General features: G+C 59.9%; 11 protein-coding genes and 1 other RNA gene. 10 read left to right on the top strand and 2 right to left on the bottom strand.

The window, feature by feature from the left end:
• Positions 1-70 precede the first annotated feature (70 nt).
• Complete coding sequence (smpB, locus tag ACFXNW_RS10750) at positions 71-547, top strand: SsrA-binding protein SmpB (protein ID WP_379417444.1); 477 nt, start codon at positions 71-73, stop codon at positions 545-547.
• An 88-nt stretch (positions 548-635) separates the two neighbouring features.
• Positions 636-1,005: a transfer-messenger RNA gene (gene ssrA, locus ACFXNW_RS10755) on the top strand.
• Positions 1,006-1,042: 37 nt separating this feature from the next.
• On the opposite strand, the gene ACFXNW_RS10760 is transcribed toward ssrA, so the two are convergent.
• Positions 1,043-2,206 carry a tyrosine-type recombinase/integrase gene (locus ACFXNW_RS10760; protein ID WP_379417445.1) on the bottom strand — a complete coding sequence of 388 codons (1,164 nt, stop codon included), beginning with the start codon at positions 2,204-2,206 and terminating at the stop codon, positions 1,043-1,045.
• Positions 2,207-2,993: 787 nt separating this feature from the next.
• Between ACFXNW_RS10760 and ACFXNW_RS10765 the strand changes: the two genes are divergently transcribed.
• The 6 genes from ACFXNW_RS10765 to ACFXNW_RS10790 all read left to right on the top strand — a co-directional run bounded on the left by ACFXNW_RS10765 (position 2,994) and on the right by ACFXNW_RS10790 (position 8,626).
• The gene (locus ACFXNW_RS10765) at positions 2,994-3,794 is read left to right on the top strand and encodes a bifunctional DNA primase/polymerase (protein WP_379417446.1); all 801 of its coding nucleotides are present in this window, start codon (positions 2,994-2,996) and stop codon (positions 3,792-3,794) included.
• Positions 3,794-5,110, top strand: coding sequence for a hypothetical protein (locus tag ACFXNW_RS10770; protein ID WP_379417447.1), 1,317 nt, complete (start codon positions 3,794-3,796; stop codon positions 5,108-5,110). Before ACFXNW_RS10765 ends, ACFXNW_RS10770 begins: the two co-directional genes overlap by 1 nt.
• A gap of 239 nt (positions 5,111-5,349) precedes the next feature.
• Positions 5,350-5,835, top strand: a complete 486-nt coding sequence (locus ACFXNW_RS10775; protein ID WP_379417448.1) for a hypothetical protein — start codon at positions 5,350-5,352, stop codon at positions 5,833-5,835.
• Positions 5,836-6,293: 458 nt separating this feature from the next.
• Positions 6,294-7,610 carry a phage major capsid protein gene (locus tag ACFXNW_RS10780; RefSeq protein WP_379417449.1) on the top strand — a complete coding sequence of 439 codons (1,317 nt, stop codon included), beginning with the start codon at positions 6,294-6,296 and terminating at the stop codon, positions 7,608-7,610.
• A gap of 116 nt (positions 7,611-7,726) precedes the next feature.
• On the top strand, positions 7,727-8,254 hold the full coding sequence (locus ACFXNW_RS10785) for a hypothetical protein (RefSeq protein WP_379417450.1): 528 nt from the start codon (positions 7,727-7,729) through the stop codon (positions 8,252-8,254).
• A 156-nt stretch (positions 8,255-8,410) separates the two neighbouring features.
• Positions 8,411-8,626 carry a hypothetical protein gene (locus tag ACFXNW_RS10790; RefSeq protein WP_379417451.1) on the top strand — a complete coding sequence of 72 codons (216 nt, stop codon included), beginning with the start codon at positions 8,411-8,413 and terminating at the stop codon, positions 8,624-8,626.
• 558 nt (positions 8,627-9,184) lie between these two features.
• Here ACFXNW_RS10790 and ACFXNW_RS10795 read toward each other — a convergent pair.
• Positions 9,185-10,390 carry a helix-turn-helix domain-containing protein gene (locus ACFXNW_RS10795; protein WP_379417452.1) on the bottom strand — a complete coding sequence of 402 codons (1,206 nt, stop codon included), beginning with the start codon at positions 10,388-10,390 and terminating at the stop codon, positions 9,185-9,187.
• A 438-nt stretch (positions 10,391-10,828) separates the two neighbouring features.
• On the opposite strand from ACFXNW_RS10795, the gene ACFXNW_RS10800 reads away from it, so the two are divergent.
• Both ACFXNW_RS10800 and ACFXNW_RS10805 read left to right on the top strand, forming a co-directional pair.
• Positions 10,829-10,999 carry a hypothetical protein gene (locus ACFXNW_RS10800; protein WP_379417453.1) on the top strand — a complete coding sequence of 57 codons (171 nt, stop codon included), beginning with the start codon at positions 10,829-10,831 and terminating at the stop codon, positions 10,997-10,999.
• Positions 11,000-11,616: 617 nt separating this feature from the next.
• The gene (locus tag ACFXNW_RS10805; protein WP_379417454.1) at positions 11,617-11,958 is read left to right on the top strand and encodes an Imm21 family immunity protein; all 342 of its coding nucleotides are present in this window, start codon (positions 11,617-11,619) and stop codon (positions 11,956-11,958) included.
• Positions 11,959-12,025: the final 67 nt, after the last annotated feature.

Consider the following 12,025-nt stretch of genomic DNA (forward strand, 5'->3'; position numbering starts at 1 on the left):
CCTGCCTCGTTGTCTGTACCGTGGCGACCTGGGAATAATCCGGTTGCTTCCTCACTTTAAGGTTGTCGTTATGAAGGAGAAGGGGCGCAAGGTCATCGCGACCAACCGCAAAGCGCGGCACAACTACACGATCCTCGATGTGTACGAGGCCGGGATCGCGCTGGTCGGTACCGAGGTCAAGAGCCTGCGCGAGGGCAAGGCATCGCTGGTCGACGCCTTCGCCACAGTCGACAACGGCGAAGTGTGGTTGCGCGGCCTGCACATCCCGGAGTTCAGCCACGGCACCTGGACCAACCACTCGCCGCGGCGGGTACGCAAGCTGCTGCTGCACAAAAGCGAGATCGAACGACTGGTCGGCAAATCGCGCGAAGGCAACCAGACGCTGGTGCCGCTATCGATGTACTTCTCCGACGGCAAGGTGAAGGTCGAACTCGCGCTGGCCCGAGGCAAGCAGGACTACGACAAACGCCAGGACCTCGCCCGCCGCACCGCGGAGCGCGAAGTCACCCGTGAGCTCGGCCGCCGGGTCAAGGGAATGAGCCGGTGATCGGCCCCCGCAAGGTGCCGGAAAATGGGAATGAACACCGGTTGCCGAGGTGTTAACATGACTAGCCCGGCAAGGTGCCGGGACGTACGGGGCTGAACGGTTTCGACTGCGTACGTTGATTCAGGGGAAGCGTGTCGGTGCAGGCAAGAGACCACCGTAAGCGTCGTTGCAACCAATTAAGCGCCGATTCTCATCAGCGCGAGTACGCTCTCGCTGCCTAAGCGATAGCGTCTCTGTCGGCCCGGGATATTGCCCTCGGTCCCGGTGCCGGCATCAGCTAGAGGGCTCACCGTTCTACTCGGTCGCGGAGTAGTTCGGGACAACTCACAGCGACTGGGATCGTCATCTCGGCTTGTTCGCGTGACTGAGAGATCCGAGTAGAGACACAGCGAACTGCACACGGAGAAGCCCTGAAGACACGACGGAGGACCCGGGTTCGATTCCCGGCAGCTCCACTAAGGCCCTTCACTTGTTAACGCAGGTGAGGGGCCTTTTTCATGCCGCTTCGGCGGTCTGATCAACCTCTGTGGACACATTTTGGACACCAGCGGCAGCGCGCAGCCCTTCGCCCATCCGATCGGCCACGTCGTCTAGGTCGTCCTCGAACAGGTGCCCGTAGTTGTCGAGCGTCATCGTGGCCGTCTTGTGGCCCAGCTGGCGTTGCACGGTCTTCACATGTGCCCCGCTGGCGATCATGAGCGAGGCCGCCGTGTGCCTGAGTTGATGAGCCGTCACGCGGGGGAAGGTGGCTGGGCCGGTCGGGTTGCCGTCGTCGTCGCGTGGAGTGGAAGCCTCGATGCAACGGCGCACCGCGCCCCCGAACCAATGCGTAGTCGTCGGCGGTCGTAGCGGCTCACCATCCGGCCGTGCCCACAGCAACCCGTTCGGGTCGGTCTGAGCCTCCACCTTGGGACGCAGCATCTCGGACACCTCCGCAGGGATTGCCACCGTGCGAACCTCCCATGTCTTCGGCGCGCCGATCACGCTCCGCGAATTGACCTTGGAGGCCGACCGGACAACCCGGACGCGGTTTCGGTCCAGACTGATGTCTCGCGGCCGTAGCGCTGCCATCTCGCCCCACCGCAGACCGCTGTACGCGAGCAGCATCACGATCTCCGGGTGCTTCGCTTGCGCAGCGAGGTCGGCCACCTGGTCGTGCGTGAGGTAGTTGTGTTCGACCAGTTCGCGGCGGGGGAGCTGGACGCCAGTAGCAGGGTTCGCCGGTATGCGCTTCTCCTCCACGGCCTCTTCGAGAATCATGGACAGGACGGTGTGGATGTCGGCCACGGTGGACGGGGCGCGCTTGATGGACGCGATCCAGTCCCGCACTTCCGGCCGCGTGATCGAGGCGAGTTGCCTTGCACCCCAATAGGGTTCGATGTGCACGCGCCAGATCGAATCAATGCGCTCAGCCCACGATGGCTTGACATGGACTTGACGCGCAAGCCATGTCGGACCCAGTTCGCCTACGGTCATTCGACCCATGGACGGCGCGATGTACTCACCGCTCAACTTCTTGACTTCTACGGTGTTCAGAAATTCGTTGGCATCGCGCTTCGTCCGAAATCCTCTTTTTGCGGTCTGATTGCCGTCCGGCTTTCGGTAGCGGACTCGATAGCGCTTGCCCTTGGCGGTGTCGTAGCTGTCGATTGTGGCCATGGCCTTGGTCTGTCCTCTGGGTCACTCGGGTACGCCAGTGCTGAGAAAGTGGCTCAGCGTGGCTTCTAGGGGGTGTTTTTTGTGGGTTGTCGGTGCTTCCATGATGCCACCGGGGGTGGATGACCTGGCATTAGGTATCAATCTGATAACCCCAGCTCCTCATTTCTCGAGGTCGGAGCGCTGAAAATGTCTCCTGGGTGGCTCTCTGGCGGACGAACAGATATCCCCCGGTACTGGGGTACGGGCAGGAAACCGTTCCTATACCAAGGCTTGTATCAGGTTGTGTCATCTTTTGTATTAGGCATGGGTAGCGGGATTCTGAATCGGTGCTTGAATCAAGAGCAGGGGGTAGAAACCGGAACTCCGAAGGATCAACCAAATGAACACAGTCCCAAAGGTTCTCAAGCCTGCCGACCTCGTTGCCATGGGGATTGCCCCGAGTGAATCAGCGCTTTCTGTAATGCGGCACAGGGGAATTGGCCCCGCATACGTCAAGCTGACCGAATCCAAGTCCGGCCGGGTTGTATACCTGGAGGCTGACGTACTGGCCTGGATTGCCGAACGCCGGATGATTCGGACCGATCGCAAAGCGCCGAAAGCTTCCTGATCTATCCCGTCAACAGCGAAACGGCCCCAGGGCTACCGCGCTCCGAGACCGTCTCACCAGTAACAACAACATCAATCCACAGCAACCCCGGAGAGGACAAGGCTCCGAGATCCCTTGTCAGCCACAAAGCGAGACACTCCAATGACTAGTTCAAATCCTACACCGCACGACCGACCCGACGTGTTCAGCACCGACCCGCGACTCTATGACGGGCGAAATGGCAAGGCGCTGCCCATCTTCCACCTAGCACTCGACTACGCAGCGATCAGCATGGAAGTGTTCCCGCTGAAGCCACAAAGCAAGGTGCCAGCAACGAGAAACGGAATGCTAGACGCGACAACCGATCCTGCGATCATCCGCGCCTGGGCTGCCGAGAACCCTTGGTACAACATCGGTGGCAGACCAGCACCGGGGATTGTGGTGCTCGATATCGACATTCAGCACGGCGGCAAGGTAAGCGACCTCGGAACTATCCCGTTGACGCTCACACAGCGGACAGGAGGTGGTGGTTATCACTTCTGGTTCCGAGCAGTAGGCGAAGCCCGTGGAAAGTTGTTGGACGCCACGGGCATCGACATCAAAACTCGCAACGGGTATGTGGTGCTGGCACCATCGCTGCACGAGTCGTACTACCGCTATCAGTGGCTGTACGGATACGTCCCCATTGCCCCACTGCCGGACCATCTCTGGGATCGGGTGATGAGGACACCCCCGCCGCCGATACTGCCCACACGGCCCACAGCGCGCGGATTCTTCACGGACACGGGCGGCTCTGTACACGGTCTGGTGCGGACAGTCGAGGGATTGACTGAAGGCGATCGAAACAACGGCGTGCACTGGGCGTTTCAGAGATGCAAGGAAAGTGGATACGCGGCGCGCGGTGAAGAGGTGGAAGCAGTGTGTGAGGCAGCTAGACGAGTCGAGTTGGACGACAACGAGATCCGGGCGATCCACCGGTCTGTGTTCGGCGGTGAGGCGTGATGTTCAACTACGCGGATGATCTGCCGGATGGTGTTACACAGGACGACATTCCGAACGCAGATAACCGACCGGAGACCAAGCCCGTACCGCCACACTTGAACCCGGCCATGTACCTACCGGACGAGTTCTGGGAATCACATGGGATTCTGCGCCACGTAAGGGATTACTCGTTCGCTTTGGGGGCTTCACCCGACGCGGCACTGTATGTAGCACTTGCCAACCTGGTCGCCAACGTTTACCCGGAGGCAAAGATCAAATCGCCGCTGGGCGACGCATCCATGAATCTGTATGTGGCGGTAGTGGGTTCATCGGGACACGGCAAGGGTAAGGCGGATGGCGCGGGACGGTCGGCCCTGCAAATCGTGAAGAACATGGACGAACTGACACCGTGGCGCGGGTTCGGTACCGGTGAGGGCGTTCTGAAAGAGTATGCCGAGCTGAACAACGGAAACCGGCTGTTCTTCCATGCCCCCGAGGCGGATCAAATGATCTCCGTCGGTAGCCGGAACAGCGCAACCCTGAATTCTGTTCTGCGGCAAGGCTGGTTGGCAGAGGGTATCGGGTTCACGAACAAAGGTACTGCCTACCGTGAACCTCCGCTGGACGAGCACAGCTACAGGATGTGCATCTCGGTCGGCTTGCAACCGGAGAAATCCGGCCCGCTGTTCGCTGACGGCTACGGTGGTCTGCCACAACGGTTCCTGTATGCCCCGGTAAGCGCTCCCGGCTTGCTGGCACTGGGCGAGATCCCAGAGGAGATACCCAACGTGGCTGTGTGGCAAGGGTTCGGCAACCGGCACCCTTCAGTGACGTTGGAACAGTCGATCCGCACCGAGGTTCGTGTCCAGCGATTTCTGATGAACACCGGCCAGCTTGAAGTTGATCCGCTGGACACACACGTGATGTTGAACCGACTGAAAGCCGCTGCGGCGCTTGCCTATCTCATCGGGAAGGAACCGCACGTAACCGAGGAGATTTGGGGGCTCGCCGGGTTGATGATCGAACGGTCGTGCGCCACCCGTGATTACGCACTGAGCGTCTTGCACGAGAAGCGGATGACCGCCGCGAGCGCCGACGGAAAAGTACTAGCCCACCGCGACGACGTACGGGACGACGCGAGAGAGCTGAAGCTCAAAGATCGTACGTATGAACGGGTTCGGGCTGTGCTCGCACCAGATGGGACCAAGATGACCGAAGGTGCGCTCGCCCGCAAGATCAGCACGGCCCAACGTGAAGTGCTCCCAGAAGTGCTCGACGTGCTCGTTGAACGTGGTGTTTTGGGCACATCCGAGGGCGAGTTCTGGCTGAAGTCCTAGCCAGCGTGGCGCGTGGCGGTGTGGCAGTACCCCAGCGCTCACAAGCCTGTTTTGCGGCAAATACACCCCCCAGAAAATTTATAATTCCATATTTTTTTATATCTACCAGGGGTTTTGCAAAAAGCAGGCGTTGGGCTACTGCCACACCGCCACGCGCCACAATCGCCACGTTCGCCCTGCGTGGCACTTTTTCAAGATCAAAGTGAAGATCAACTACTACACACGGTAGGACAAGCAAAATGAGCAAGGAACTCTCGACCTTCATGCACGCCAACGTCACCGACTACGACCGTGCCTTGGTGCTGCACGAGATGGTCAACACGTTCCGCCGAACCTCGAAGCCACACGGCGCGTTGGGACACATGCTCGCAAAACGACTGACTTGCCCGGACGCACAACTTGAACCAATCGGCTTGCAAGTCGCCCTCACCGGACCGGCCTTGGTAGGCCAGATCATCCACACCGCAACGTGTTTGGTCCTGGCAACCCCCAGGCTAGACGGACGCGCATGGACCGAGGACGAGCTAGAAAATCTGTACCAGCGCACCAAAGAAGCGGCCGACATCTTCCCTGCTCCGAGAAACGCGCTTTGCCCTCCACGTTCTCGTTTCGTAGTCCGGCTAGGTGATGAGTTGGCCGCCGAATGTGCACGCGCCCATTGGGCTCACATGACCAAGCAGCTGGACGGCGGAGTACCCGAAGAATGGCCTCCAGCTGGCCCGTAGAGCGACGAACACGCCATCCGGCTACCCGAGGTACCCCTGAAAACCCTTAACGGCCCCAGAATCGAGCACAGCCGATGTCCAATCCTTGGCACAAGAACCGCCCAGAGATCTACGACCAACTACCGAGCAATGATCATCTTCCACCTATCCCACCGGCACGGAACAGCAGAGCATCGGCGGGCCGTAGCAACCGAACACAGTGCCCGACCCATCGCAGCAAAAGAGCGCAGCGTCGACACCCACCGAAGTAGATCGAGTCTCGTTGTCGCACACCAGGGCTAGACTGACATCAGAACGTGGATCGGATCGTGGCTCACTCAAAGGTTGAGACTGGTTATCCGGTACTGGTATTCAGCGACATAGCCCCAACGGGTCGGCGCTTCTCTCACACTCAAAACTTGCTGTGCGCCTTCGGTGTTCGTCAAGGATGTGCAGCCGACCCCGTTAGGAACAGACCGATGGCAACAAACAAACAGATCGAGTTCATGCGTTCGACCCTCGAACTCGGCCAGGTCGATATCGAAAAGCTCAACGCCCGCAAGGCTTCCGGTACGCTGACTCCGTTGGAGAAGCGGCAGCTTGAAGCGCTGATCAAGTCGAACGAACAGCTCGCCTCACGTATTGACGAGGCCGTGGAGAACGCCGACCGAGACGACCGGGCAGCAGAAGTACGTAAGAACCTCATCTACGGTGGCGCGAAGGTGCGAGACGCTGGAATCTACCGGCAGGACAACGCACACGAGCTGAGCTACTTCCGGGATCTCTACAACAAGCAGCGCGGCGATTTCAACGCCATCGAGCGCTTGCACCGAAACAACGCTCACGTCATGGAATCCCGTGCTCTGAGCACTGCCGCTACCGATGGTGGTGAGTTCGCCCCGCCGTTGTGGCTGACCAACCGATACGCCGAGTTCGCCCGTGCGCGTAGGCCGTGGCTGGACTACCTCAATGCCGACCCGCTCCCGAGTGGCCAATCAAGCATCAACGTTCCCAAGGTCACCAACGGCGCAACCGTCGCAGTTCATGTGGAGAACGGTCTGGTCAGCAACAACGATATGGTTACCGCTGCGGTCAGTTCTGGCATCGTGACTGTCGCTGGCGCACAGACGGTTTCGCTTCAATTGCTCACCCAGTCCGGCACTCCGATCGACCAGGTGATCTTCCGTGACTTGTCGAAAGCTCATGGTGCGCTGGCTGATGCTCAGTTCCTCACCGGCTCGGGTGCTGGCGGCAACCTTCGTGGTGCTCTCACCGTGGCAACGCTTCAGACCTTCACTGCTACCAACCCTGGTGGCGCAGCGGTCATTACGGAGATCCTGAAGGCTGCACAGACTATCTCGACTACCCGTTTCGAGTGGCCGAACGTGATCGTCATGCATCCGCGCCGGTGGGTCCATCTGGTGAACGCCAAGGATACCCAGGGCCGCCCGATCATCGGTGTCGAAGAAGGTGGCCGGAACGTCCAGGGTGTGAGCCTCGAATCTCGTGCGGATGGGATCGTTGGAACCATCTACGGCATCCCGGTATTGATCGACGCGAACGTGCCGACCAACCTTGGTGCGGGCACCAACCAGGATCAGATTCTGGTGGCCGTATCCGAAGATGTCATGGCGTGGGAATCACCTGTTCGCGCAGAGGCTTTCGATTCAACGCTGGCCGACCTCGCTCAGGTGTACTTCCGTTTGCTGAACTTCAATGCGTCCATCCCTGACCGGGATACCAAGGGGCTCGTGAAGATCGACGGAACTGGCCTTACCCCGCCGACCTTGACGTAACCGCAACAACTTCCGGTCTTCATCCACCGGAAGATCGAAAGCCCTTGGCTTGCTGTGAGTTCCAATCCTCCGGTTGGCCAAGGGCTTTCAACTATCACAGACTTTTGGAGCACACCATGACTAACGGACTACCCGCCCACTGGTTCTCCGGTGCTGGACCCATGCCGCCGTTGTGGCATCTAACGTTGGGCGGCAAGACGTTCCACAACGGAATCGGACCTCAAGCTGTAGCCAACGGCAACGCATTCAAGTTCGGCATAACCAACCCTGTTGGCTCAGGTCGAAACCTGTACATCACGCGATTGCGTTACTACTCCAATGCTTTCGACGACTTCCTACAGGTGAGGATCAACCCAACGGGAAACCTGCCTACCACGCTCATCCCATCCCATGCTCAAAAGTCTGGGTTGCCCGCAGGGTTGGCCGAACTCCGGTGGAGTATCAGCACCATAGCCAATGGCATCACCGGCGGTACGATCCTGGACTGGTCTCTACCGTTCACCAAGAACACGGTCTCAGAGTTCGACATCCCATCCAGTCGTGTGCTCGCGCCTGGTTTTTCGGCAACCGTGCAGCTGTCCAACAATGCGGGTGCGTCGACCAACGTGTGCGCGGCTCTGGACTGGTGCGAGCTGGAGATATGAAGTGGCTACACGGGCCTATCCAACCCTACGGCTGCCGAGAACGTGGCTCTACGTGGCGAATAGAGGCTAGTAATGCGTTGCCAACACAGAGAGCACCCACGCCAGCCGAACCGAGTGCCAGCACACCCCGATGTGTCAAAGCAACAGGACATACCGGTGATCATGTGGCGTGGATCGGTGCTCCGACTCAGATCATCGATGGGCGGTACCGGTTGGCTGATCGTGAACGTCTGGTGTGGTGAACTCGAAAACCAATATGCCACAACCGAATTGGCCATCATGGCTAACGCATCATCGGATCTGGCCAATCCTGGTAAGGCACAACGGCATCTGGCCTGCCCCTATCGCTCACTCGGCTACCGCTTTCACTAGCTACCTGAGCCGGCAAGAGCTTACTGCTGCTAACGACGTACCCAATACCTGTGTGCCGTACCATCATTGAAGGCACAGACCAGATCTGGTGCACTACACCACTACTCACCCGACACGCAACACGCCTCCGTCGGTGTACACCCACCACGCACCACACACATGTTGAACGTTGTTGAGACACAAGTGCATCACTACTACTTACTCATGATCATGTGGTGTGTGGTGGGTGTGCCTTGGGGGGTGTGCTCGGGTGCGGTGCAGGGCCGTCCAGGTGAGCGCGCGAGAGTTGTTGTAGGCCAAGGCACCTGGTCGTCAGCCATTAGAACGCACGTTCGATTTTTTGATCCGTCTTCATCTCCGGACAGCTTCGCGTGTGCATTTTCCCTCCCTTGAAGATTTCAAGCCGAGGGGTCCCTGTTGGAAAGATTCCGTTGGATGAGCCGAAGCGCTGGAATCTGTCCTGCTCAACCGATGAGTGACTGGACATCTTCCTCCGGTTGGTGTGCCAAGTATGACCGGCTCCGAAACGTGATGCCAAGGGCCAATTTTGGGGTCTGCCTAGGTGGAGTGAATATATCCGTCCAGAGTTGCGCGCATCTCGGTAGCTACTGCCGAATCCGGGAAGTGTTCACCCAGCAGACCGGCAAGCTGGCTCAATCGCTTACGGACCCATGAGAAGTGAGCTGAAATCGGGTTCACCAGAACGGGATTCACCGCTGCGATGCTGCCGTCGAGATCACCCAGCCGGGCGCGTGCAGTAGCAAGGTAAATCTGACTCAGAATCTCGTCACCCGGTGATCGCTGCACCTGCCAAGCGTCGATGGCCAACTCCGATGCCTTGGCCGAACGCTTCAACACCCGTTCGTCGTCGGACCACATCAGCGAAAACCCGTGGTAGTAAATCTGTTTCGCTGCGGTGAAGGTGAACAGTCCGGGGATCTCGTCGGGTCCTGCACTGTCCCGTACCCGATCCGCCTGGTCCAGCAGTTCCACAGCACGCGCCGAATCACCGAGGTTGGCAACGGAAGCGGCCAGACTGCACAGCAATCGGGGCTCCGACGTACCAGTCGAGGCGTTCACGTACCGAAGGCCGTCCTCCGCAACGTTTTTGGCCTGCTCGAAATCCTTGGTGAATCGGTGCGCCAATGCCTGCGTTCCGCGTGACCATGCCCGCAGCTGATCGTGTTCCGCCCTGTCACCGAGCGAGAAGGCCGCTTGCGCATGAACTTTCGCCATGTCGGCTTGTCCCAAATCCAGTGTCAGATAGGACAAAACACCGCACACGCGGCCGAGGGCTACGTACAAATCGCGAATCTCGTCCGGTCGATACGCACCCGATTTCACCCGGCGCACGAGTTCGGTCCGAAGGTTCATCGCATGTCGGAGTGTTGCGTCGTAGGACTCGTGCCGTGCCTTGGTAGAGATGTCCACGATGTCATCGGAAATGCTGTCGAGGTCCGCCCCATCGGGAGCTATCAGCAAGGCTTCGGATTCTCGGCGCGCGATGTCCAAGGCTCGCAATGTATCTGAACGCTTGGCCTGTTCGGCTTGGTCCTGGTCCCATGCTCGGGTCAGCTCGCCCCCGGCGTTCAGTGCTCGGTCGACCCGTTCGGCCCAACCCCGATCACGTGGCCAGCGTCGCCCGGCTTCGACGTTCGACAGGTAGGAGTGATCGCAGAACACGAGTCCGGCCAGCTCCCGCAAGCTCAGCCCGCGAACAGTGCGAATCCTCCGCAACGCCTGCCCGATCCGATTCGGTGCCATGTCGAGCAAGCCTGTAGGTAGAGCCACCACACCACACCCCGCCGCGTGTTTTCAAAGCTCGGTTCGCTGGTCTGGAACCACCATAGCCCTTACGACCGGTTACCCCGCGTGATGGTCTGAAAGGGCATCGGGAGACGGGAAAGCCGCTTTGCTGGAGTGGACATCGTGCGGGAACCAAGGGAGCGTTCAGCGCATGGTGGCAAGGGCCGGTGACCCCTCTACCGCCCCCAAGGCCCCGTCTCCCGATGCACACCAGACAGTGGGAGCTGATGTGAGGATGTACGACCACCTAGACCCACCACGGAGCAGGGAGGGGAACGTGCTCCCACAGCGGACACCGAAGACCAAACGCCCGTACCCGGTAGAGGTTGCGCCACCGACCGTGATTCGGCGACTGCTCGAGGCGTTAGAGCGCTGGGAACCGAAGCGGCAGGGATCATGACCAACACGACCCGGATAGACGCGCTGACCGAACGCGCGGCGAAACGGTCTATGAGCATCCGGCCCGCGCCGGAAGGCTGGCAGCTCGCGAACCCGTGGCGCGTGGTCTGCACAGGATCGCTGGACAACGTCGACGCTTGGTTGACGGCAGCAGAGGGCCGCGACTAGTGATCGTGGCCGGTTGGGTGGTCGCGTTCGGAATCCCGCTCGCGGTACTGGTCGCTGCCATCGTCTGGCCTGGTGACTAGAGCCCTGGTCAGCACCTTGATTTCTGAGCATGTTGTGGACATATTTTGGACACAATCGGGGCTAAAAGTGGGTCATTTGGCGTAAGAGCAAGACATGTGTTTTCCCAGGTAGGGTCCACTTTCGACCCTCTCACCAGGGTGTCGGAACGGGTTCGATTCCCGGCAGCTCCACCAATGGGAGGCGAGCGCTCGCACAGAGCGCTCGCCTTTTTGGTGGAGCTGAGTGTTTTTGTGGGGGCGAAGCCCCCACGCCCCACCCGGAGGGCTTCGCCCCCGGACCCCCGACCTGGTGTGCCTTCCCGCTGCCGCTTCGCCCCGGACCCCCACCCTGGATTGCCTATCCGCTGCTGCTTCGCTCCGGACCCACCAGGGTGCCTACCCGCTGTCGTTTCCCCCAGGCACCCCTACCCTGGGTTTGCCCACCCGGTGCTGCTTCGCCCTCAGGCTCCACCAGGGTTCGCCTGCGCGACGCGGCGTCGCCAGGACACCGGGTCCGTGCCAACTGGTCCATCTCAAATGAACAAGGAGTGAGCTGTCGTGCTCTACACATGGGTCGAGTCCGCCGGAGGCCCCCTACTGATCGCCCCTGAATCAGAACTTGGTCACTGGCGCGGAGCGTCCGACGTGGACGGACCCGTAGAAGCATGGGGCGACTACGGCCGAGCCTGCTCGGTCGAGGGATACATCGGCTTGGTCACGATCGGCACTCAGCAGGCATTGGTCCTCGGCGACGAGCCCGCTCGCACGACATATCTCCCTGCCGAGCGGATGTTCCTGCGATGGGCAGCGGCAGACTCCGAAGATGAACTCGTCGCCGCGGCGCGACAAGCTTTACAAGAACACATCACATGGGATCCGGACGATAACTTCGACTATTGACGGAAAAGTGACAGGTAGGACCTGGTCCAGGTGGACTATCGGAGGTGGCTCGATCCGACACGCCTGA

Source organism: Nocardia sp. NPDC059180, assembly GCF_042754945.1.
Taxonomy (GTDB): Bacteria; Actinomycetota; Actinomycetes; order Mycobacteriales; family Mycobacteriaceae; genus Nocardia.

What these genes read in the sequence shown, in the direction of transcription:
- smpB (WP_379417444.1), top strand. Translation starts at nt 71, where the DNA reads ATGAAGGAGAAGGGGCGCAAGGTCATCGCGACCAACCGCAAAGCGCGG.
- ACFXNW_RS10760 (WP_379417445.1), bottom strand. Translation starts at nt 2,206, where the DNA reads ATGGCCACAATCGACAGCTACGACACCGCCAAGGGCAAGCGCTATCGA.
- ACFXNW_RS10770 (WP_379417447.1), top strand. Translation starts at nt 3,794, where the DNA reads ATGTTCAACTACGCGGATGATCTGCCGGATGGTGTTACACAGGACGAC.
- ACFXNW_RS10775 (WP_379417448.1), top strand. Translation starts at nt 5,350, where the DNA reads ATGAGCAAGGAACTCTCGACCTTCATGCACGCCAACGTCACCGACTAC.
- ACFXNW_RS10780 (WP_379417449.1), top strand. Translation starts at nt 6,294, where the DNA reads ATGGCAACAAACAAACAGATCGAGTTCATGCGTTCGACCCTCGAACTC.
- ACFXNW_RS10785 (WP_379417450.1), top strand. Translation starts at nt 7,727, where the DNA reads ATGACTAACGGACTACCCGCCCACTGGTTCTCCGGTGCTGGACCCATG.
- ACFXNW_RS10795 (WP_379417452.1), bottom strand. Translation starts at nt 10,390, where the DNA reads ATGGCACCGAATCGGATCGGGCAGGCGTTGCGGAGGATTCGCACTGTT.
- ACFXNW_RS10800 (WP_379417453.1), top strand. Translation starts at nt 10,829, where the DNA reads ATGACCAACACGACCCGGATAGACGCGCTGACCGAACGCGCGGCGAAA.